Origin of the sequence: Dyadobacter sp. 32, assembly GCF_902506755.1 — a bacterium.
GTDB lineage: Bacteria > Bacteroidota > Bacteroidia > Cytophagales > Spirosomataceae > Dyadobacter.
Window position 1 is genome coordinate 1,796,968 of the sequence record NZ_LR735258.1, and the last position, 23,833, is coordinate 1,820,800.

The following is a 23,833-nucleotide window of genomic DNA, read 5'->3' on the forward strand; positions in this document are numbered from 1 at the left end:
GGCGGGATTCTCACATTTGATTAATTTTACCAAACAATATCGCATTCGCTATCCATGATCGGAGACTTACTGGTAAAATTGAACACACTCCTTTCAAGGCATAAAGTATTTTTCTATCTGGGGCTTCTAATCCTAATTGGGATTCTGGGAGCAGGGGTCAGCCGTTTGAGAATAACAGAAAGTATCTTTGCTACCCTGCCAAAGGGCAAAACTTTTGAGGAGTTCAATCGCCTGGTGGAAAACCGGAACCTCGTCAATCAAATTGTATTTTCCGTAGATGTACCAGCTGAAATCGCCACGGATGACGCAGCTATCCTTGCCGATCGCTTTGCGGATTCCCTTCGGATAAATGCCAAAGGTCTGATCAAGGATATCCAACAGTCGCATCCGGACGTACAGGAGCATGTATACCAATATACCTACAACCGCTTTCCGGTACTGATTGACTCCGCCTACTATCCCTATCTTGTAAAAAAGACAACCACTGACTCCATTTATGCATCCGTTTCGTCTGCGCACAACCAGCTGCTCGGTCCCGGAGGCGCATTTCTGAAACAGTTTATCCTGAATGACCCACTGGGCCTTACTGCCCCCTATTTCAGAAAACTGAATGAAACCAGTAACACCAATAAAATAAGCGTGGATGACGGTGTGATGTTTTCGGGCGACCGGAAACAAATACTGGTCATGGCCTCAACCAACTACGATTCCGGCAATTCCGAAACAAATGTGGTGCTGTTCAATGCCATGGAAGATTTTAAAGCCAGATGGAATAAGCGCTTACCGCAGAGCAGGTTCTCCTACTTCGGCACTTTCGAAATAGCGGCGCGGAATGCCATTCAGGTAAAAAAAGACTCGTTCAACACCATGATCATAGCCCTTGCCGCGATCATGGTCATTCTGTTAAGTTATTACCGAAGACTTACCATCCCTTTATTCATGGTTCTGCCGGGAGTCTTTGGAGGGCTGCTAGCCTTGGGAGTTATCGGCTATCTCCGACCGGAAGTTTCAGGCATTTCGCTGGCAACAGGTGCCGTTATTTTTGGGGTACTGCTGGATTATGCCTTTCATTTTTTCACCCACCTCAGGCACACCGGATCCATACGGTTGGCTATCAAAGAAGTAAGCGCCCCTCTGCTGACGGGCAGTTTCACAACCATTCTGGCATTTAGTGCACTCCATTTTGCCAACTCTGTCGTTCTTCAGGATTTTGGCCTGTTTGCTTCTCTGAGCCTTCTGGGAGCGGCCCTTTTTACGCTTACTGCCTTACCCGTCATCCTGGACACCTTCGGATTCACTCACAAGGTCGCTCCCCGGGAGCGAAAGCATTTTGAAATACCGGCCATTCCCGCCCGGTTGAAATGGCCCGTGATGGTAGCCACCACCCTACTGACCTTGATTTTTCTGTATTTTGCGCAGTTTACTTCTTTTGACAGCAACCTGGAAAATCTCAGCCTCCAGAACGAGGAGTTACAAAACCGGGAGGAATCTCTGACGGGACTGGATCCAACAAAAGAAAAAAGGATCTATGTCTTCGCTTCGCATGCTCAAAAAACACAAGCGGAGAACCTTAACTATCGTGTTTACCAAAAACTTCTGTCGTTGAAGGCTGATGGTCAGGTCAACAGCTTTTTATCTCCAGGAGCATTTTTAATCCCAGACTCTCTGGCAACACAAAGACGGACCCAATGGGCACAATTCTGGGACCAGTCCAGAAAACAAAACACCTTCTCCGCCCTCGACAAGGCGGCAGAAAAGAACGACTTTAATCCAGCCGCTTTTGATCAATTCAAAAACTGGATCGGTGGCTCACTAAATGATAATGTAGATCGGGATACCCTTTTTCAGGAGCTAGGATTCAATAATCTCATGGATACAACCGGTGAGAAAACAACCATTATTTCTACCATTGTAACTACACCGGATCATTTGCCCTTTGTCAAGTCTTCACTGAGAAATATCCCGGCCGTTGAAGTTTTCGATCGCGGAGAGCTTGCCGGAGAGCTTCTGACACAGGTCAAAGATGACTTTAATTACATTTTGCTCATATCGGCATCCATTGTATTTTTCACCCTGCTCATTGTTTACGGAAGAATCGAATTAACACTGTTATCTTTTCTCCCGATGGTTGTAAGCTGGATATGGATACTGGGTATCGCGGCTATTTTGGGAATTAAATTCAACTTTGTCAATGTAGTTATCACGACATTTATCTTTGGTCTCGGTGACGATTTCAGCATTTTCGTGACAGATGGACTACTGGGCAAGTACAAAGAAGGCACCGACAAACTGAGATCATACCAATCCGCAATTTTGCTTTCGGCACTTACCACCATTGTGGGGACGGGCGTGCTCATTTTCGCCAAACATCCGGCCATTCACTCCGTAGCCCTGATCAGCGTTCTGGGCGTTGTCTGCATCCTCTTCATATCTTTTATTGTCCAACCGGTATTATTTCACTTTTTTGTACAGGGCCGGATTGAAAGAAAACGAAAGCCGGTAACCCTTCTGCCCTTTCTGATAAGCATTTCCAGCTTTACGTATTTTCTGTCGGGGTGCCTTTTTTTACATTCCAAGTTAGTCACTATTATCCTGCTTCCTATTTCCAAAAAGCGAAAAAGGGCGATGATCAACAATTCGCTATCCTTCTATGCGAAAACGGTCATTTATTCCGGCCCTCATGTGCGGAAAAACATTTCGGGAATGGAGCATATGGAAAAGGATAAGCCAGTCATTTATATCGCTAACCACACGTCTTTCCTGGATATTCTACTCACCATTATGCTCAATCCCAGAATCGTGCTGATGGTAAAAGGATGGGTTTACAACTCTCCATTTTTTGGCCCCATCATACGTTACGCGGGTTATGTCTATACCGATGATGGGACTGAAGAAAATATTGTCAAAATGAAAAATCTCATCGCTGATGGGTATTCACTCCTGGTATTTCCGGAGGGAACCCGCTCCGAGGATGGCAAAATCGGTCGCTTTCACAAAGGCGCATTTATGCTTGCAGAAGCACTAAACCTGGACATTCAGCCTATATTAATTCACGGAGCTTCGGATGTATTACCCAAAGGCGACTTTCTGATCAGTACCGGCGCCCTTAACCTACGTGTATTGCCCCGGATACAGTTATCCGACGGAAACTGGGGAGAACATGTGCGTGACCGTACCAAATCTGTTTCCCGGTTTTTCAAAGAGGCATTTGAGATTTACAAAAATGAAATGGAGGATACCTCTTATTTAAAACATAAAATTTTCTCCAATTGTGTTTACAAAGGCCCGGTTCTGGAATGGTATTTCAAAACCAAATGGCGCCTGGAAGAACAACATTACACCTATTATGATCAGATGATTGGCGAGCGGAAGCAGATTTTAGATGTGGGGTGCGGCTATGGATTTTTATCATTTTTCCTTCATTACAAAAACGAAAACCGTACGATCACAGGCGTTGACTATGATCAGGGAAAAATCCAGATCGCGGAAAACAGCTACAATAAGAGCAGCAGCCTCGCCTTCGTTTATTCAGATGTGATGGCCCTGGACATGGCCAAACGAGACGTTATATTTTTAAATGATGTGCTACATTATTTATCAAAAGAAAAACAACGAACTTTGCTTGTCAGGTGCGCCGGTGCACTTACCGACAACGGAATTCTTTTCATTCGTGACGGCATTACCGATAACGACGAAAAACACAGGAATACAGAAAGAACCGAAGCACTATCTACCGGGATTTTTTCATTTAATAAAAAACAGGATGAATTTCATTTTTTCTCATCTCACGATATCCGGGCGTTTGCTCTGGAATTTAATCTGAGCGTGGAAATTCAGGAACACTCCAAAAACACGTCCAATGTACTGTTCATCCTTAGAAAAAATCAGGTACCAGCCATGGAAGGTTTGGTTACGGTCTAATTAATATTCATCAGCAACGCTATGCATTCATCTCCGGACGAATATGATTTTGTGATAATTGGAAGTGGGCTAGGTGGGCTCACCTGCGCATATATTCTTGCATCGGAGGGTCATAGCGTTATTGTGCTGGAAAAAAACCACCAGATCGGCGGACATTTGCAGGTCTACAGCCGGGACAAGGTCATTTTCGATACCGGCGTTCACTACGCCGGCAGCCTGAATGAAGGTGAAAACCTGCACCAGTTTTTCAAGTATTTCGGAATACTGGACAAGCTGAAATTGAAGAAAATGGACGAAGATAAGTTTGACGTCATTCGTTTTGATGATGGTACCGAATACATTTATGCACAGGGATACGATCGGTTCAAGGCAAAACTAATCGAGTATTTCCCGGAGGAAGAAGCTGCCATTTCAACATATTGCGATAAAATTCAGGAGGTTTGCACAAAGTTTCCACTGTATAATTTACGAACGTCGGGAGATAATTACCAGATGCAGGGTGAGGTGCTCGAAACCAATACCTTTGAATACATCGCATCGCTTACCGCTAACACCCGTTTGCAAAACGTATTAGCCGGATCTAATTTGCTGTACGCCGGAGTGAAAGAAAAAACGCCCCTGTATGTTCATGCCCTGATCATGAACAGTTACCTATCGGGAGCCTATAAGTTTGTAGATGGAGGCTCACAGATCGCCATTTTACTGAGCAGAGCTATCCGGGGATTTGGGGGAAAAATACAGAAACGCAAAAAAGCTGTCAGTGCAAATTACAACGAACAGGGCCAGATCACAGAAGTCGTTCTGGATAGTGGCGAACTGGTAAAAGGAAAACAATTCATTTCCAATGTGCACCCGGCCGTTACCATCGATATTTTTGGAGAAGACCGGTTTTTAAATGTTTACAAAAACCGAATACGTGGACTGGAAAATAGCATTTCAACCTTTCTGGTGCATTTGTCCTTTCACGAAAATACATTCGAATACCTGAATTATAACATATACCAACACCATTCCGACGATGTTTGGGCGGGTATTGATTATGTTCAGGAGTCCTGGCCACAGACCTACTTCATTTGTACACCGTACATATCCAAAAATGAAAAATATGCAGAATCCATGTCCATCATGACGTACATGAATACCGCGGAAACGGAGCAATGGAGCCACACATTCAGTACCATTGCGGAGCCGGGTATCCGGGATCCGGAGTACCTTCATTTCAAGAAAGCGAAGGAAGCACAGGTTCTCGAAAGAATAGAGCAGGTTTTCCCCGGAATTTCAAAAAAAATAAAAGCGGTGCACAGTGCGACACCGCTGACTTTCAGGGATTACATTGGCAACAAAGATGGGTCGTTATATGGCATTTTAAAAGATTCCAATTCCACCACCCGAACACAGATCAACACCAAGACAAGAATACCAAACTTGCACCTTACCGGTCAGAACGTTTCCATGCATGGCATATTGGGCGTTACAGTAAGTGCCTTTGTGACCTGCTTTTCCTTTATTAACAAAGATAAACTGATTCAAAAAGTAAAAAACGCTTAATCATGCAAACCATTGATGTGTTGGTTATAGGAGCCGGGCCTGCCGGTACTGTCGCAGCCTCCTACCTGGTGAAACAGGGCTACAAGGTATCGATATTGGAAAAAGAGAAATTTCCACGTTTTCAGATCGGTGAGAGCCTTTTACCCTGCTGCATGGAATATCTGGACGAATCCGGTCTGCTGGAAGCGGTAATACCCAAGGGATTTCAGAAAAAAACGGGCGCAGCCTTCATGCGTGGTGAAAAGAGATGCGAATTTTATTTTTCAGAACAATATACCAAAGGCTGGACCTGGACCTGGCAGGTCAAAAGGGCCGATTTTGATCTGACCCTGGCAGAGGCGACCCGGGCCAAGGGAGTAGATGTACTTTTCGAGTGCGAAGTGATCAGCGTACAGTGTAGTCCGGACCGTCAGATTGTCGAATACAAAGACCCCGAAGGAGCTCTTCATGTTATTGAATCTAAATTTATCATTGATTCCAGTGGCTACGGCCGTGTGTTGCCGAGACTGTTTGATCTCAGTAAACCATCGGCATTCACACCGAGGGGAGCCGTCTTTTCTCACCTCGAGGACATCAATCGGACTGAGGACGCGAGCAACAACATTTTTGTACACTCCTTTGACAATAATCGCTCGTGGATATGGGCTATCCCCTTTTCCGATGGCTCCACTTCGGTAGGCATTGTGGGAGATCAGGAGAAAATCGTCGAGCTCACCGAAAACAATGGTGAGAAGTACAAGGAGTTTATCCAAAATTTCGCGGATCTCAAAGGTCGGTTTAAGGAGTCGAAGCTGAAATTTGAGCCGAAAAACATACTGGGCTACTCCATTGGCGTCAAGCAAATGTTTGGCGAGGGATTTGTGCTCTCGGGTAACAGCACAGAGTTTCTGGATCCTATTTTCTCATCCGGTGTAACTTTTGCAACTGCATCGGGATTGTTGTCGGCAAAGATGACCCATAAGCATCTGCAGGGGGAAGCGGTCGACTGGAAAACCGATTACGAAGATGTGATCCAGAAAGGAATAGATGTATTCCGCAGCTATGTTTCGGGTTGGTACAATGGTGATTTTCAGACCATCGTTTTTGCAAAGGAAATTGACCTGGATTTTAAAAATCAGATCTGTTCGGTACTCGCAGGATATGTTTGGGATCAGTCGAATCCTTTTGTAAAAAAACATGACACCATACTGGGTACCCTGGCCAAAGTAATCCGGATGAAGGAGCGGGAAGTTTAGCTAACGAAAATTGGCCGTCGGCAATCGGCTTTCAGCCATTCTGACTAAAAAACCTCCACTTACCGTGTATGGTAAATGGAGGTTTTTAATGTAGTGCCAACTTTACGCTCCAAGCGCCTTCCTGGCATATTCCACACATTTGGCTGTTTCCTTCACTGCATCTGATCCAGCCGGAATATCGTATTCCAGTTCGATGGTAGCCGGAAATTTATATTTGTTTTTCCGCATCAGCTGGAGTGCGGCGATGATGGGTGTGTCTCCTTCTCCCCAGGGCACATTAGCTCCCCCGTTTTCTTTCGATTTCCGGTCTTTAGTGTGCATGCTTACAATTTTGTCATGCTTAGCCTCAATCAACGGAAGCGGATCAAATCCTGCTGCAACATAGTGCCCCATATCCAGATTCATAGCGTTGTATTTTGATTGCCCCAAAGCCACATCCCACCAGGTAGGAGTCTGCTGAGTGTGTCCATGGTATCCCACGTATATCTTGCTTTTAGCCGCTATATCACCCAGACGTTTGGTCTGGCCGGCGTCATTGGGAAGTTCTATGGTCGCCTGATTGGCTCCAAGTGCCTTTGCGGCGCGAAATGCATAATCCACTTCCGCGTCGGTATTATTGGATCCTAATGCGGACGGTTTAAAGGCATAGATCTTAACGCCTGCATCATTATACATTTTTCGAAGCTGAATGAATTTATTCATGGAGACGCTGGCTCGCCAATCTGCCAATTTTTTACTGTAAGCGTCAGCCTCGGCTTTTTGCTCGGCAGTCCATTGCGAACGCTGTCCTGTGGGACGGGACGGAGCCTCCGGGGCGCCCGCAAAGGATTCACCCGATGGGCCCATCAATTCGATCGCGCTGATATTTGCATCGATACAATATTGCAAGACCTGCTCCGCGCTGCTGGGCATACTGCGCCAGGAGTAACTGATTACGCCAATCTGTACGCCATTAAAGAGTGAATTGGGCTTACCCAGGTTTTTGATATAGGCTGGCATACCAAATGATGGCAACGAAACAAGGCCCAGCCCAGCTGCGGCCAATATAGAACCACTAAGAAACTCACGCCTGGAAATATCCTGATTATCCATTTATATAATTGTTGGTTGAAACTTCAAAACATACAGAAGAACCTTAGATACTGGAATTAACCATGATCAGGCGTATTTGTTTGAGAAAGTTTACAATATTCTACCAGGAAACGGGATTAAAAGATGCGTAGCTGAATCGGTAGTTTTGTTACGTTCCATCAACAGAAGAAGGCGGAACTTCATCTGCACCTGAAAATAAACGATACAGCTGCTCTTCCGCAAGCAGTGATTGTCTGCTTTTATGGGCTACCAAATGTTGAGGCTGCTCCGGTAATAACCGGATTTTAACAATACGTTCGCTCAACTGACCCACTTTCCAGCATCAATCCACGAACCCAATTTGCAAAGAACGGAAGAGGGACACTGGATGGGCAGGCAGACAAAATTTGACAATATTCCGCGATTATAATTTAAACCATCCATGTTGATTTTATATATTTTAATGAATTTTAAAGAATTTATACAAATTGCAAACGTTTGCATAAAATTTTGCGTTCATTTTCCTGAATCACTACAATTGCATTATTCCATGGGAGTCTACCCCTATCGTACGAAGCGAATCGCCCTTAGGAATAAAAACCATCAATCCAGATTTAAACATGAATAATCAAGCAAAAAAAATTAAGGTCGCCATACTTGGTGTCGGTAACTGCGCAAGCTCACTGGTTCAGGGTGTAGAATACTATACGAAGTATTCCGAAAAAACCTCAGGGCTTATGGCCGATGACATAGGCGGATACAAAGCAGGACACATCGAGTTTGTTTGCGGGTTTGATGTGGACGAAAGGAAAATTGGCCTCACGCTGAAAGATGCCATTTTTGCCAAACCCAATTGCACGATGGTGTTAAATAGCGATACGTACTGCAAAGCGCCGGTTTATCGCTCACCCGTACTGGACGGCGTATCTCCTCAAATGGCCGCATACCCGGCTGCAAATCGTTTCGTGGTGAAAAGTGAACTCTCTACAACCGATCTTCTGGCTTCTGAAAATAGCTATGACCCAAACCTGGTAGCCGAGCTTCGTCAAGAAATAATCAGGCATTTAAGACATCACGAAGCCGAAGTACTTATTAATTATTTGCCGGTAGGCTCGCAGCTCGCGACGGAGTTTTATGCCGAAATTTGCCTGGAACTGGGTATTTCATTGGTCAACTGCATCCCGGTTTTCATTGCATCCGATCCCATTTGGGAGCAAAAATTCATTGATGCGGGTATTCCGATCATCGGCGATGACATGCGGAGTCAGTTTGGCGCCAGCATTGTTTCGCAAATGCTGCAAGAACTTGCCTTTGAGCGCGGCCACCACGTAAAAGCGCATATTCAACGGAATGTTGGCGGCAATACCGACTTCCTGAATATGGAAGACAAAAACCGATTGAAATCAAAAAAAATATCGAAGGAGAACGTTATCCGGGCGCAAAACGATATTCGGGGCATTTCAACCGAAGATAGCTTTCTTCATGCAGGTCCCTCTGAATACATTGCGTTTTACGGAGATAACAAAGTAGCCAATTTCCGGCTCGAACTGGAAGGATTTATGGGGGCGCCGGTTATCCTGGATGCACAACTTTCCGTGCAGGACTCACCCAATTCAGCAGGTGTCGTCATTGATGCAATCAGATATGTTTACGTAGCCCGGGAGCTTGGGCTGGTAGGGGCTTTGCGAGGCCCCTCTGCATCTACACAAAAAACGCCGCCTCAGCAAATGATGTTCAGTGATGCCATTTACGAATGCCATGCACTTGCGCGGCGAGAACTTACAGCCTCAACAAGGAAGCAATTGAAGCGTGTGGAAGCATCTTACATGCCGCACTAACCGATTGTTATCCTCAGATTGCCTCAATTTTATGACAGTCAACGGAAACAGCAGGCAGTCCTGCTGTTTCCGTAATCCTTGCTCTTATTTGCGGGTTTTCAAGAACGCCACCAGTTCTGTAATTTCCTTATCGGACAAGGCTTCCAACAACCCGGAGGGCATCATGGAGGTAGGTGTAGTTTCCCGCGTCTGAATTTCTGATTTATTGAGTAACACAGCATCTTGCCCCACCACCCGTAAAGTCAGCTGGCGTTCCGTTTCCTTGGCCACATTACCCACGTAAGTCCGTCCATCTCGGGTGGTAACCACTACCATTTTATAATCGTCCTGAATCTCTCCGCTCGGGTCAAGAATGTTACCGAGTAAATAATCCAGATTTCCGCGGTTAGAGCCAGTCAGATCCGGTCCGATTATTCCACCTTCGCCGTACATTTTATGGCAAGGCCCACAGGTATTTTTGAAAATCAATTTGCCATTTGCCGGATTGGCAGCAGACACCGCCTGATCGGTAAGCAGTTTCCTGTATTTGTTGTAGGCCTTTTCATCAAAAGCTACGTGATCAATAGGTCCCCACACTTCCACAAAACCACTTCCTACCACCCTGCGCAGTTGCCGGGCTACATACGTCGGGATTTCATTTTTAGCAATGGTCTTTTTGGATATGGCCTGTGTTAGCAGCCAGCCATATTTTGGCCTGGACGACAGGGTTTGAATGGCCTCCGCTTTCTCCTTCCGATTGAAGCCTGAATATTTTTCAAGCAATAATTTACCCAGAGACTCCTGATCATAACTTGCAATGGCCCTGATTGCGTCAAAACGAACGGCGGGTGATTCCAGCAAAGCCGGTAGTTCTTTGGCAAGTTCGGGACGTTGCCTGACCGCGAGCGACTGTAATGCCTTTTGCCTGTCCGCAGTGGGAGCCTTACTATTTTTCAAAGTTGCCATGTAAGTTTTCGCTGCTTCGGTATCACCGAAATGCTGGGCCAGCTCCGTTGAAAGCTGAGCCGCTTTTCCTTTGCTTGCTTTCAGTTTGGTATACAAAGCATTCCAGTTGGCCGGTGTTTTTACATCCGAACGTCCTTCCAATCCATCTCGCATACCTTCCAACAGATCTATTCGATTGGAAGTCGCTTTCCCAATCGCCGTGATCAATACTTCCGGTGCGTCCGCATCCATTGCACGACGAGCAATAAAATTGGTGACCATCGGTATCTTACTACGTGATGCCAGTTCTAGTGCTTTGGCAGGATTTAATTTCACGAGCGGTTCAACCCCATACCAGATCATTTTTGGAAGATTGTGATCTGTGATATCTTCGGAGTGCGCCACCAAGGCTTCTGCAAGTTTCCACCTCAATTCAGGTTTTATACGCTGCAAAGCGGCTGCCAGATAAAGCCGCACCACCGGCGAGGCATCCTCTCGTCCCATTTTTTCAAATCGGGCGATCGTTGCAGGCGATGCGTTTTCGTTTTCACATAAGAACTGGATACTCCAGGCACGTACATAGGCATTCTGATCCGATAGTGCCTGCAGGAGATCCTGCTCCTTCAGCATATTGGTGACCTGTAATGCCCACATGGCGCGTAACCGATGATCCTGATCGCTGCTGGTACGATAAATACTGATTAAACGAGCCTGAGCATCCTTGCTCAAAGGGCCTTTTGTAGCTCTGTTTTGCAGAATAATCCGTGCTCTTCTTGCATGCCATTCACTTTGGCTTGTCTGGAGATCTGCCAGAATGAGGTCATTCATTTTATCCAGGTCACCGTATCGACCTTCAAAATCTTTCGCCAGCGATACTTTTGGCATAATTCTGAACACCCTCCCCGTTTCCGAGTTCAGTACGTCCGATCCGCATATATCCGCATCGTGCCAATCCAATGCATATAGACCGCCCTCCGGCCCTATCTCCATGCTGAACCCTACCCATTGGGCATTGTTCGCCATCATAAAATCATCACCATGCTTCCCAACTAACCCCGACCCTTTACGCTCTAGTATGTCGGATAATACACCATGTTCGTGGATGTTGGCCATAAAGATTTTACCTCTTTCGCTTTCAGGGAAGGCATCCGAAAGATATACCCGTGCTCCGCCATGGGCAGAACGATGGCTATGATCTGCAATGGTTTTAATGTCATTGTAAACATAGGGGTTGAAGTGCTGTCCACCCTGCCGGTGATAAATGCCACCGGGAATCACATGCCAGAGGTGCGGGATTACACAGGCTGTGATAAGCAACTGCCCCTTGGCATCATAATCTATCCCCCATGGGTTGCTGAAACCGTGCGCTACCACTTCAAACTTATCTTTGGTCGGATGATAACGCCACACCCCGCCGTTGATATCCGTTCCTTCCCCTTTCAGGACATCTTCAGGAAATGGGTCTTTATGTTTGTAGAGCTTCCCTTTACCAACCGGTTTACCTACTTTGGAGGGTGTCGCAAATCCCTGCAGCCCATAGAGCCAGCCATCCGGCCCCCAGTGAAAACTATTCAAAGTCTCATGACGGTCACGGATACCCCAGCCGGTAAGCCGTACTTCAATATCTTCCATGTCTGCTTTGTCATCCTTGTTTTTATCGGGTACGAAAAGCAGATTGGGTGGAGCACCAATAAAGACGCCATCAAAACCAACGGCAATTGCAGAGGGAAATGCCAGACCTTCCATAAAAACTTTCCGGCTGTCTGCTACACCATCGTGATCGGTATCTTCCAGAATCAGGATCCGACTGTCCCCTGCATTGGAAAATCCTTTACCGCGGGATTCGTAGTCCCTGTTTTCTGCTATCCACATCCTTCCCCGATCATCCCAGCAAAAAGCCATGGGCTGTGTCATCATTGGCTCCGATGCCCAGGTGTTTACTTTGAATCCGTCTTTAATCGTCATGGCCGCAACAGCCTCCTGAGCACTTAAGAATTTTGCCTCCCTCCCCTCCTTTCTGGCAATCTCCCAAAGTGCTGCGGTATTATACTGGCCTTTGTTGCCACTGAAATCACCAAATGTTTTATTCATCTCCACGTCATTGAGCTCACCAGTGTACACCACCAGTTCATGCTTGATCACCTCCGTTTCGCCCTTTTTCAAATGCCATTCGCCTTTACGTGCCCTGGCAGGCCCGGCACCCATCTGGTTATCTACCCGCCATGTCTGCGGGTACCCTTTGTTTTCCGGATGATCCAGTATAGCAATATGTGCAAGATCGCTACGCCCCTCTATCTGCATGGCAATATCCACCCACATGGCCGCCTGGCCCTCCGCTTTCTGATTACGTTGCCGCGCTGCATTGATTACCTCTCCTTTGATGCCTTCTTTCCAGGGCATACGCACAAACAAACCGCCGTAATCGTATTTGCCAAAAGTCACATCCGTTTGCGCCTCGCCATTCCATTCCAGGTCTAGCAAATACTTCCCTTCCTTCTGCTGCATCGACCAGTTTTGTGTCTCGGTGAGCACCGCAGTTCCCGTAGAATCAAGAAGGTCATAGACCGTCTGCCATTTTACAATCGGACCTTTACTTTCAATCACTTTGGCCGAAACCCTTTTCCAATAATCGCCCTCGGGGTGATGAAAATAGTCCCGTCCGTTCACGCGTGTATAACCCCAATAAATACCGGTTTGGTGTTTATGATGTCCGGGGCTGTATTCGGTTAATACTCCTTTGCCATCAGGTGCAACGATCGGATGAAGATAAGGTCGGAAATTCGCTTTGGCATTTTGAACTACAATCGGCTTTTTCTCATCACCGCGGAATACGCTGATGGTCTCAGCCCCTACATCCTGTACCACGCGAAGCGGCGTGTCTGCGGGATAAGTAACCCGAGAAGTTTCACCCTGGAATTGAAGTGTATAACCCAGGTTCAAAAGCAAAAATAAAGCAAAAACTGGCAACGATTTTAACATACTTGTACGGGAAAATAATGAAATCCATTCGGCAATACCATCCAATCCGGAAGGATCAACCTTTTCAGGAAAGAGCGAGAATGTAAAAAAATACTTGAAACGGACTCTGGGAGTAAGGTACCGATAACACCAGTTTTGTTAACCTGGCGCATATCTATCTACATCACCAAATACGATCGCATGGACAACTGGAGTGAAATATTGACCTTTTATACATTTACCTAATTACAAGGCCCTCTTCTCAAAGTGTCAATAAAAACGAGGCAAAACAAGACCTTTACCTCGTCTTTATCTTTCGTCCAGCCCTTTACATTAATTTCTGCATGGTATACGTAATTAGTTTTTAATCAGTTTCTTACTGATCACTTTTCCATTTTGAGTTTTAGCCACCACCATATAGGCACCTGGGTTCAGTGCGGAAATATCCACCTTGCCTGCTCCTCGTTTCCCTAGCACCTGCTGGCTGCTTGCGTTGAGAATTGACACAGAGATAATCGAGTCCATACCTTCGGAATGAATGGTGATCTCCTGCTGAGAGGGATTTGGCGAAATGAAGTTTTCCGGCTCATCGCCTGCTACCAGGATTATTCTGGAATAAGAAAATTTCTTATCCAAATCCACCTGCTTCAACCGGTAGTAGGCATTTTCGGGACGTACCTGGTCGACCACGAAACGATACCTTTGCGGGACACCCGAGTCCCCTGCTCCACCCTTGACACCAATTTGTTCAAACGATTTTGCATCAGCACTATATTCGATTTCAAAATGACTATTATTCGATTCGGAAGCAGTTAGCCATTCCAAATTCGTTTTCCCTTCCACTTTCTTTCCTGTAAAGCTGATGAGCGTCACGGGTAACGGGGTAATGACAGGCGTTTGTGGCGAAATGGGCACTGCATTTGTGAGAAAATTTGCAGCCATAATGGCATCACGCCAGTACTGTCCCGCTTTTAGAACCCCGCCAGCATTGAAATGTAAACCATCCCTACGATCGGCCAGCCCGATTTCGTTCAAATTTGCTCCCGTAAAAACATTTGGCTGATTTCGAACCACGTTTTTCTGTGCTGTCACAATGTGCTCACCAACACCATTATTGTAGCATGAAGTGGCCACCATCCACACCAGGTTTCGATACGGTAACGCCTCCCTCGACTTGTTGATCACGTCGACATAGTCGTTATAAAATTGTGTGGTGGTTGAGCCCATGTCGTTTACACCATGTGCCGCCAGAACGGCTCTTATTCCTGTTTTGGGCACATACGTACTGAGGGTGTTGCCAATGTTGGCGTATGGCATACCAATCGAAGAATTGACGAAGCTATGTTCAAACGGCACTCCGTAAGCAGACATTCTTGTCTGGCTCAGGTTACTACCACCAAAAGCCGCACTATAAAAAAGTACCGGGATACCCAGTTCTTCAACCAGGAGCTCTCCAAGCCTCGACCACATGCCGGAAGTATATCCAAATGGTGCAATACCACAATCCTGGCATAGCTGACTGAAATTAAAAGGAAGATGCTCGGGACTGGCTGTCTTATCGTACAATTTTTCCTGAGGATGATTCATTTTAGGATTGATGGAAGTGACCATATCATTGGATGAGGCATAACTGTATTCCGGAATCCCGGCCGCGTTGGAGTGGCCGACAATCAAGAAAACCTCACCGACTCCCACCCGATCAACAACTGTGATGCTGCTGCTGGCATTTTGGGTGGTCCTTATCTCCAAATCATATCGCCCCTTGGTAGCTTTAATGGCACCAGAAAAGTTGCCGTTGACATGAAATGCGATACTCTTCCAGGGCACCGCCACTCCGGTTTCACCCGAGCGCGTCTGAAGTCTGGCCTCAATCAGAGCTGTCGGCTCCGATACATTCCCACTGATATAAATTTCAGCCTCATCGGCAAGATTACGCTGATACACAATTCTGGAAACGGGGGACGTTATGGTAACAATCTGGCCCAGCAGACATATTGGAGTAAAATAGAAAAGCAGGGCAACCATGCCCCAAGTGCGTGGAATATTCATGATAAATAAATTAAAAACTAGAAGAGGTAAATTAGATCTCACCAATGCGTCACCTGCAGTGGTAAAGCTTTTAAAACAAACGGTTATTTAAATAGATCAAAATCTATTTCCACCAGAACACACCTCCACAGCATGTGAAAGCACACCAAAGATTTACACACAATTGGTACCGGATTGGGCATCTAAAATCCAACCAATCCAGGAGCGAAATACCTGAAATCGTTTTGCTGTACCTCTAAACACGTAATGCTGCGCCACCAGATTAGCGAAAATACAAGGCAGACGAATTCTGACAGATCACCTAACCATAATAACAAAACGAAATGTCAGTATGTAAATAAATCTTTGTAAAAAACATGGTGACTATACGCAGTAAAAGATTTCCCGGGCCGGAAAAACAGGAGCGCTTATCTCCATCGCGATATGCGGTGATACGCGCCAAATAGCGGCGAGAGACTTAAAAAAGAAATTCAGTGATTTGAATTTCAAAGCATACGAAGAAGTATGCTCGTTAGCAGAATAAACCATCATGAGTGTATTATTTAGGAGGATTTACGTTGCGAGTTCTATTAATTATGGTAATTCCGTGAGTTCGTATTGAAAAAAAAAGAACAACGAAAAATCAGATCATTAAGTAGTTTACTCTACAATTCTTGTGTTAAATATATGGCAAAAATTTAAAATCCTACAATAAAAAATGCGGATAAATTATTTTCAAAAGACGACCTATATTTTAAACAGAATAAAACAATCATCTGGCGGCCCATTTCCGGGTCATAGGAAAGTCCTTTTGAAGTAACTTAAAAAGAAGTGTTGATTCTTTTGTTTTCATTGATACAAAAAGAGCATCTCAACTATCCAGAAAATGGTCAATCAACAGTGGTCAACGCCCCGGACTTACAAGCAGTTTTGGCGATAACTCCAACCATGAGAATCCTGCGAAAAACGCGCATAAATAGTGCTCGGTTTTGTAAAATTTTAAAAATACAGGCACAAAAAAAAGGTAAGGAAAATTCCCTACCTTTTCTAACCATACTAATGTCCCGATTACTTCTTAGGAGCATTTTTCAATTCAAGTTCAACCGTCGCCGCTTTTTGCTCAGGGCTAAGTTGCTTTTCGTTTGCTGATACTGCTTTTTGCGGAGCGGGTGTTTCAACAGCTGTTACCGAATCAGGTAAAACCTTGTTCAATACTGAAACTGTGCGCTTGTCTTCAACTGATATATGTAAGGCGTTATTGCTTGATTTAATAGCGTCTGCGTAAGTTGAGATGGACATAACCATCATTGCTCCTACTAAAATACTTTTTGCATTTTTCATTGATCTTCTCGTTTACTTGTTTCTTCTTTCTGTGTGACTAATTCTTGCACAAATATAATACAAATATTCCAATACAATAGTTCAGAGCACATAATTATAGTATTATATGACGTAAATCATCACCAACCAGCACATCAAAAGGATTATAAAAATATAATTATTCAAATATTTTAATCAGAAGATTGTTCACTTTGAATGCTGAGTACCAAAAAAATATTTCGAATAATTGCAGCAAGTGGTATTGTACCATCCCAGCCAGGAGCCTTACATCATAATTATTCCTCCAAATCACTAAAATTCAAAATATTATTCTGAATGGATAATATCAATACCAAAAAAACAGACAAAATTGTCGTTTTGCCCAGGCAGAGTTGAAAAATATTTTTTATTTTTTTTCAAATTTTCACCTGACTGATGGAGATTCCAAAGAAATACAGGAATACGGCCATGCTCAGTACTGATCGTACGGTTGAAAACCGATGCCCATTTCAATCAAGTCTCGATAATTTTAGTAAACTTTGCCATCAACTTTAAAGTCACACAAGGCCGGAAAGCACCAATGTTCCCCGGTCAATAATTATCGTCATGAAGGTTTGTATTGCGGAAAAGCCAAGTGTAGCCAAAGATATTGCAGAAGTGCTCGGGGCAAAACAGCGAAAAGATGGTTATTATGAAGGAAACGGTTATCAGGTGACCTGGACTTTCGGACATTTTTGCACATTAAAAGAACCTCAGGACTACACGGAGCGGTGGAAATCGTGGAGACTCGAAGAATTACCGATGATACCTTCCAGCTTTGGCATTAAGCTGATCGATAATCCGGGTGTCAAAAAACAATTTGCGATCATTGAAAATCTGGTTCAGCATTGCGACGAAGTGATCAACTGTGGTGACGCAGGCCAGGAAGGAGAACTCATCCAACGTTGGGTACTGCTGAAGGCTAAATGTACGGTTCCGGTTAAACGCCTCTGGATATCTTCACTGACCGAACAGGCTATTCGTGAAGGGTTTCAAAAACTCAAAGAAAGTGAGCAGTACAACAACCTTTATGCCGCCGGAAGTGCACGCGCTATTGGCGACTGGCTGCTGGGCATGAACGCCACCCGTCTTTTCACCAGAAAGTTCGGGCAGGGCAAAGTGGTATTATCCATCGGGCGGGTGCAGACGCCAACCCTGGCCATGATCGTGCAACGGCAAAAGGAAATAAATGCTTTTGTTTCAGAAGAATATTGGGAACTGAAAACCATTTACCGGGAGACCGAATTCACAGCCACCATTGATCGTATAAAAACGCTCGACAAAGCGGAAAAAGGGCTGGCTTATCTGGTTAATCATCTTTTTGAAATCACCGCATTTGAAAAGAAAGAAGGCAAGGAAGGAAATCCACGCTTGTTTGACCTGACCTCCTTGCAGGTGGAAGCGAACAAAAAGTATGGATATGCCGCCGAAGAAACCCTGAGACATATTCAAAACCTGTACGAAAAGAAATTTGTCACCTATCCCAGGGTAGACACCACCTACCTTTCCGAAGATCTGCATCCCAAAATAGAGGGGATTATGAGGGATCTGACCTATTACAGCCAATATACCGAATCGATACTGGCCAAACCAATTCCCAAGTTAAAAACCGTTTTTGACGATAAAAAAGTAACGGACCACCATGCCATTATCCCTACGGGCGTGTTACCTGCCGGGATCGGGACCGACGAAAAGCGCATTTATGACTTAATAACCAGACGGTTTATCGCGGCATTTTACCCAGAATGTAAGGTATCCAACACCACCGTGTTGGGCAAAGTGGGCCAGGTGGAATTCAAAGCGACAGGTAAACAAATACTCGAACCCGGCTGGCGAGAGCTTTACGCCAACGACGCAAGTGCAAAAAAAGAAGCTTCGGAAGATGAAAAGGTAATGCCAAATTTTGAAGTGGGAGAAACCGGCCCGCACGAACCGCGCATACACCATGGCAAGACCTCACCACCCAAACCCTTTACTGAGGCGACCCTGCTCCGCGCCATGGAGACGGCTGGGAAGCAGGTTGAAGACGAAGAAATGCGTGAGCTACTCAAAGACAATGGAATTGGCAGGCCTTCTACACGTGCCAACATCATTGAAACGATCTTTAAACGGAATTATATTGAGAAAAAGAAAAAGAACATTTTTGCCACTCAAACCGGCATAGATCTGATAGACACCATCCAGAATGAGCTTTTGAAAAGTGCAGAACTGACAGGAAACTGGGAACGCAAGCTCCGACTCATTGAAAAAGGTGAATATGCCATGGAAACCTTCAAGCAGGAATTGATAGAGATGGTAGTAGCCCTGACACAGGAGGTTAAAAGCAACAACCGGGGCATGATCACAATTGCCCAGGAAACGTTGGTTACAGAAGACGAAAAGTCAAAAAAAATCAGCAAACCCAAAGCGCCGAAAGAACCCAAAGAAGATATTGCCATGGACACCCTTAAATGCCCTAAATGCAAGGAGCATTTGCTAAAAAAGGGCAAAACTGCATACGGATGCAGCAACTTTCAGGTCTGTGGTTTTAAGATTCCATTTGATATCATGGGCAAAACCATCACCGACCGGCAGGTTTACGACCTGTTGAGTAAAGGCAAAACGACAAAGATCAAAGGACTTGTAATGCCCGGGAATCCCGAACCTTTCGACGGCAGGCTGGTGATGAACGGAGCCTTTAATATCGAGGTGGGCTAGACAGGAACAGGTTCAACAAACCCGCTGGGCGATCAGATGGACCTCGCCTGGCCTTTATACGCTCCGGGCGTAAGGCCGACGACCTTTTTAAATATCCTGGAAAAATAGCTCAAACTGTCGAATCCACATTCGACCGCAATTTCCGTAAGCGAATACCCGGTGGTGAGCATCAGAAACTGCGCGTGTTCCAACCGCTTGTATTGAACAAAATGTAACGGACGCATGCCGGTATGCTCCCGAAAAATCCGGGAAAGGTAGTCGGGGTTTAAATTCATTTCATTCGCCAGCCCGGCTACGGTAATATTTTCCGAAATGTGAGCCTGTATATAAAGTATCGTCTTCAAAACGGCCAAGGGGACTGGCCGCTGCTCGCCTTGTTTAAAAATCTCATCAGTCAAAAAACGGGATAACAGCCTGAGAACGATCCCCTTTGTTTCTACGTATGCTGCCAGAGACAAAAGCCTGTTATGCTCCTTGAACTGCTGTATAACAGGCGTCTGCTGATAATCCCTGGGGTTATGCTGAGGCAGCCCACGATCGGGATTCAAAGTTAATAAGCGAAGGATCATGTCAAAGTCTCCATGTTGAACCGGCGCTTGCAGCACCCTTCTATTCGTAGCAAAAAGGGAATTTCCATCAGCCGACGCCTCAATAAACTGGACGTAATACTGAATCATGCTATCCTCGCACGAATAACTACACATGGTATAACTCGGAACCAGGTATAGAAATCCCGGCTTCATCAACGTGGCACCCAAGGAATCAGTAAGCACTCCTTCCCCGTCTTTGATAAGATAGAGACGAAAAAACGGACTGACAATATTCTGATAATTCCAACTTTTGTTCAATCGAACACAGTCCACGTTTAAAAGTTCAAAGCTCGATTTTAAGGCTCCATCTATCATCCTGAATCAATTTTTCTATTTTCAAACCTACAAAAAATATCTCAAAAGTCGGATATGTACAAATACGATCCATGTTTGTACAATATGGATAAATTATTTCATTATATTTTTGTACAAATCAATCTGACCGGCAATGAATCGCCTTTTGTTTTTATTATTAATCCCCTTTTTAGGAATCCTAAATGCCTGCTCTCCTGACCTACCAGAAGACGTGGAGCTCGCATACGATCAGTTGCCCGACAAACTGGATTACAATGAACATGTGAAACCCATCTTATCCGACAAGTGTTTTGCCTGCCATGGCCCGGATCAGGCCAAACAAAAGGCAAGTTTAAGGCTGGATATGGCCGAAATGGCCTTTGCGTCTTTGAAAGAGAATCCTGGAAAAGTTGCGATAGATCCGGGCAACCTCGCCGGCAGTGAATTTTTTCACCGCATCATGTCATCAGACCCGGATTATATGATGCCAACGCCAAAATCGCACCTGTCGCTCACGGCAACAGAAAAGGCTGTTTTGGTTAAGTGGATCAAGGACGGTGCCGAATACAAACCGCACTGGGCATTTGTAAAACCTGAAAAAGCGGATTTACCCGATGTAGAGAACGAGGAATGGATAAAAAATCCGATAGATCAGTTTATTCTGGCAAAACTTGAACAGGAAAAACTTTCCCCTTCCCAGCCTGCAAACAAAGAACTGTTGCTCAGGCGACTCTCGCTGGACCTTACTGGCCTGCCACCCACACTTCCTGAAATTGATGCATTTCTTAAAGACAAATCTGAGAATGCTTATGAAAAGCAGGTAAACCGCCTGCTGAACTCTCCCCACTACGGGGAAAAAATGGCTGTTGACTGGCTGGATCTTGCGCGGTTTTCTGATACCCATGGCTATTCCACAGATGCATCAAGGGATATGTCGCCATACCGCGACTGGGTTATTACTGCCTTCAATAAAAACCAGCCTTACGACCAGTTTATTCACTGGCAGCTTGCTGGCGATATGATGCCAAAGCCCAGCCGGGACATGATCGTCGCCACAGCATTTAACCGGAACCACCAGCAAAATGGTGAAGGAGGAGTCGTTGAAGAAGAGTTCCAGACCGAATACGTGGTGGACCGGACCAATACATTTGGAGACGCCATGCTGGGACTTTCGGTAGGTTGCGCCAAGTGCCACGACCACAAGTACGACCCCATCACCCAGAAAAATTATTACGAACTTTTCAGCTTCTTTAACAATGTAAAAGAGGCTGGCCAGATTTCGCACAACCCCAATGACATACCCACACCTACCATGATGTTGCCGACCGAACAGGAGGAAAAAATCATTGGGTTTATCAATTCACAGGTTGTAGAAAAAGAAAGGCAATGGAATGGTGCCCGGAAGGCAGCTAACCCCCAATTCGAAAAATGGCTCGCTGCCGATAAACACAAAACACTAAGGACCGAAAAACTTCCAAAAACGGGTTTACAGGCCCTTTATACATTTGATCAGGGGAATTTGAAAAACAGCGTCAATCCAAAGCAGGTTGCCGTGATGAACCGTGATTTCTCAAGCCCCGCCGGAGAACCCGTATTTGAAACCAGGGGCTCAGGAAAGTCGGTGTACATGGATGGTGACGTATTTATTAACCTGACCCCCGTCGGAGATTTCCGTAAATCTCAGCCCTTCTCCATAGGAATGTGGGTGCTCATTCCAAAAGCAATGAAAGAAGGCGTCATATTCCACAAGGCTACTGCAGAGCGGTTATATAATTTCAAAGGTTATCATTTATACCTGAAAGACAACAAACTCGAACTGAGCATGGCCCACACCGCTCCGTCGAACGCGATTACTAAAATTTCAGATCAAAACGTACCAAGGGATAAATGGATTCATCTCATGGCCACCTATGACGGATCAGCCAAAGCAAAAGGCTTTAAACTGTATCTGGACGGAAACGAAATGGCCATGGAAACAACCATGGACCAGCTTACAAAAGATATTTTGTCCGGGGTGGGATTACAGATTGGCGCCTGGGGTCGTGGATGGGGATTGAAAGATGGGAAGGTTGACGAAATTGTCGTTTACGACCGTGAAGTGACGCCCTTTGAAGCAGGGGTTGTAGCCGGGAAAAGTAGCTGGAGCATGATTGCAAATAAAGCCTCAGCAACGCTTTCAGCCCAGGAAAAAGAAATATTAAGACAATATTATATCGCCGCCGTTGACCAGGCCTCAATCAGTGCCCTCAAAGAATTAACAGATTTCCGCACAACCCTGGCCGATTCAACAGAAAAAATAAGGGAAGTAATGGTGATGCAGGAAATGCCCAAACGCAAAAAAGCCCATATTTTACTTCGTGGTAATTACGATGCGTTTGGTGCAGAAGTGTTTCCTAATACGCCTGAGTCGGTGTTGCCGTTTGCAAAAAAATTCCCGCGAAACCGTTATGGCCTTGCATTGTGGCTGACCGACGAGGAAAATCCGCTTACCAGCCGGGTGGCTGTCAATCGTTTCTGGCAGAACTTTTTTGGGACCGGCCTGGTGAAAACAACGGAGGATTTTGGAAATCAGGGCGAAATGCCAAGCCATCCGCAACTGCTAGACTGGATGGCTGTAACCTTTCGGGAATCGGGTTGGGATGTGAAAAAATTATGCAAACTGATTGTCATGTCGGCTGCTTACCAACAGGATTCGCGAGCTACCAGGGAATCGCGTGAGAAAGACCCGGAAAACCGCTTGTTGGCACATGGGCCGGCCAACAGGATGACCGCAGAAATGATCCGGGACAATGCCCTGATGGCCAGCGGATTGATCAACACAAAAATTGGAGGACAAAGCATAAAACCTTACCAGCCCGATGGCTTGTGGGAAATCAACAGCAAAAAATACACCCAGGACTCTGGTGATGTAGTCTACCGGCGGAGCCTTTACATTTTTGCAAAAAGGAGCGTCCCCAATCCGACCATCAATACATTCGACGCTACATCCAGAAGTTTCTGTGTTGTCCGCCGGCAAAAAACAAATACCCCTTTGCAGGCTTTGGTGACGCTGAACGATCCAACTTTCACCGAAGCTGCCAAAGTAATGGGTGAGCAGATCACCAAACTGAATGGTGACCGTAAGGCGATTACCATGGCCTATCGAAAACTCACCGGACGGACGCCCACAGCTAAGGAAATCAGTCTTCTGATGAGCTTACAAAACGTACAACACAAGAAATTCAAAGACCATCCCGAAAAAACGAAAGGCTGGCTCCAACAGGGCCAGTATATTATAGATAGCAAACTGGATCCTGCTTCCGTTGCTGCCAACAGCGTGGTCGCCAGCGCAATACTAAACTCTGACGCAACTTTAACCAAAAGATAAACC

Annotated in this window: 11 protein-coding genes; 6 read left to right on the top strand and 5 right to left on the bottom strand. The window is 45.4% G+C overall.

The window, feature by feature from the left end; translation table 11 throughout:
* The first annotated feature begins 54 nt into the window (after window positions 1–54).
* From DYADSP32_RS07245 to DYADSP32_RS07255, 3 genes are read left to right on the top strand one after another with little or no spacing between them, the layout of a single operon-like run.
* Window positions 55–3,921 carry a trifunctional MMPL family transporter/lysophospholipid acyltransferase/class I SAM-dependent methyltransferase gene (locus tag DYADSP32_RS07245; RefSeq protein ID WP_149243355.1) on the top strand — a complete coding sequence of 1,289 codons (3,867 nt, stop codon included), beginning with the start codon at window positions 55–57 and terminating at the stop codon, window positions 3,919–3,921.
* Between the two features lie 21 nt (window positions 3,922–3,942).
* Entirely contained in the window at window positions 3,943–5,469 is a 1,527-nt protein-coding gene (locus DYADSP32_RS07250) for a phytoene desaturase family protein (protein ID WP_149243354.1), read from the top strand.
* A gap of 2 nt (window positions 5,470–5,471) precedes the next feature.
* Window positions 5,472–6,704: a tryptophan 7-halogenase gene (locus DYADSP32_RS07255; RefSeq protein ID WP_149243353.1), complete on the top strand. Its 1,233-nt coding sequence runs from the start codon at window positions 5,472–5,474 to the stop codon at window positions 6,702–6,704.
* Between the two features lie 102 nt (window positions 6,705–6,806).
* Here DYADSP32_RS07255 and DYADSP32_RS07260 read toward each other — a convergent pair whose 3' ends face one another.
* A complete protein-coding gene (locus DYADSP32_RS07260) occupies window positions 6,807–7,796 on the bottom strand; it encodes a sugar phosphate isomerase/epimerase family protein (RefSeq protein ID WP_149243352.1) in 990 nt (329 codons plus the stop codon).
* Between the two features lie 599 nt (window positions 7,797–8,395).
* Between DYADSP32_RS07260 and DYADSP32_RS07265 the strand changes: the two genes are divergently transcribed.
* Entirely contained in the window at window positions 8,396–9,613 is a 1,218-nt protein-coding gene (locus DYADSP32_RS07265; RefSeq protein ID WP_149243351.1) for a Myo-inositol-1-phosphate synthase, read from the top strand.
* Window positions 9,614–9,697: 84 nt separating this feature from the next.
* On the opposite strand, the gene DYADSP32_RS07270 is transcribed toward DYADSP32_RS07265, so the two are convergent.
* The 3 genes from DYADSP32_RS07270 to DYADSP32_RS07280 all read right to left on the bottom strand — a co-directional run bounded on the left by DYADSP32_RS07270 (window position 9,698) and on the right by DYADSP32_RS07280 (window position 16,864).
* Window positions 9,698–13,516, bottom strand: a complete 3,819-nt coding sequence (locus DYADSP32_RS07270; RefSeq protein WP_149243350.1) for a PVC-type heme-binding CxxCH protein — start codon at window positions 13,514–13,516, stop codon at window positions 9,698–9,700.
* Between the two features lie 336 nt (window positions 13,517–13,852).
* Window positions 13,853–15,544: a T9SS type A sorting domain-containing protein gene (locus DYADSP32_RS07275; RefSeq protein ID WP_149243349.1), complete on the bottom strand. Its 1,692-nt coding sequence runs from the start codon at window positions 15,542–15,544 to the stop codon at window positions 13,853–13,855.
* A 1,047-nt stretch (window positions 15,545–16,591) separates the two neighbouring features.
* A complete protein-coding gene (locus DYADSP32_RS07280; protein WP_149243348.1) occupies window positions 16,592–16,864 on the bottom strand; it encodes a hypothetical protein in 273 nt (90 codons plus the stop codon).
* Window positions 16,865–17,449: 585 nt separating this feature from the next.
* On the opposite strand from DYADSP32_RS07280, the gene DYADSP32_RS07285 reads away from it, so the two are divergent.
* Window positions 17,450–19,579, top strand: a complete 2,130-nt coding sequence (locus tag DYADSP32_RS07285; RefSeq protein ID WP_149243347.1) for a type IA DNA topoisomerase — start codon at window positions 17,450–17,452, stop codon at window positions 19,577–19,579.
* Window positions 19,580–19,611: 32 nt separating this feature from the next.
* Here the strand turns inward: DYADSP32_RS07285 and DYADSP32_RS07290 are convergent, their stop codons facing one another.
* Window positions 19,612–20,484: a helix-turn-helix domain-containing protein gene (locus DYADSP32_RS07290; RefSeq protein WP_149243346.1), complete on the bottom strand. Its 873-nt coding sequence runs from the start codon at window positions 20,482–20,484 to the stop codon at window positions 19,612–19,614.
* 133 nt (window positions 20,485–20,617) lie between these two features.
* On the opposite strand from DYADSP32_RS07290, the gene DYADSP32_RS07295 reads away from it, so the two are divergent.
* Entirely contained in the window at window positions 20,618–23,830 is a 3,213-nt protein-coding gene (locus tag DYADSP32_RS07295) for a DUF1553 domain-containing protein (protein ID WP_149243345.1), read from the top strand.
* The last annotated feature ends 3 nt before the right edge of the window (window positions 23,831–23,833 follow it).

Coding starts and splice junctions, on each gene's coding strand:
- DYADSP32_RS07245 (WP_149243355.1), top strand. CDS start 55: ATGATCGGAGACTTACTGGTAAAATTGAACACACTCCTTTCAAGGCAT.
- DYADSP32_RS07250 (WP_149243354.1), top strand. CDS start 3,943: ATGCATTCATCTCCGGACGAATATGATTTTGTGATAATTGGAAGTGGG.
- DYADSP32_RS07255 (WP_149243353.1), top strand. CDS start 5,472: ATGCAAACCATTGATGTGTTGGTTATAGGAGCCGGGCCTGCCGGTACT.
- DYADSP32_RS07260 (WP_149243352.1), bottom strand. CDS start 7,796: ATGGATAATCAGGATATTTCCAGGCGTGAGTTTCTTAGTGGTTCTATA.
- DYADSP32_RS07265 (WP_149243351.1), top strand. CDS start 8,396: ATGAATAATCAAGCAAAAAAAATTAAGGTCGCCATACTTGGTGTCGGT.
- DYADSP32_RS07270 (WP_149243350.1), bottom strand. CDS start 13,516: ATGTTAAAATCGTTGCCAGTTTTTGCTTTATTTTTGCTTTTGAACCTG.
- DYADSP32_RS07275 (WP_149243349.1), bottom strand. CDS start 15,544: ATGAATATTCCACGCACTTGGGGCATGGTTGCCCTGCTTTTCTATTTT.
- DYADSP32_RS07280 (WP_149243348.1), bottom strand. CDS start 16,864: ATGAAAAATGCAAAAAGTATTTTAGTAGGAGCAATGATGGTTATGTCC.
- DYADSP32_RS07285 (WP_149243347.1), top strand. CDS start 17,450: ATGAAGGTTTGTATTGCGGAAAAGCCAAGTGTAGCCAAAGATATTGCA.
- DYADSP32_RS07290 (WP_149243346.1), bottom strand. CDS start 20,484: ATGATAGATGGAGCCTTAAAATCGAGCTTTGAACTTTTAAACGTGGAC.
- DYADSP32_RS07295 (WP_149243345.1), top strand. CDS start 20,618: ATGAATCGCCTTTTGTTTTTATTATTAATCCCCTTTTTAGGAATCCTA.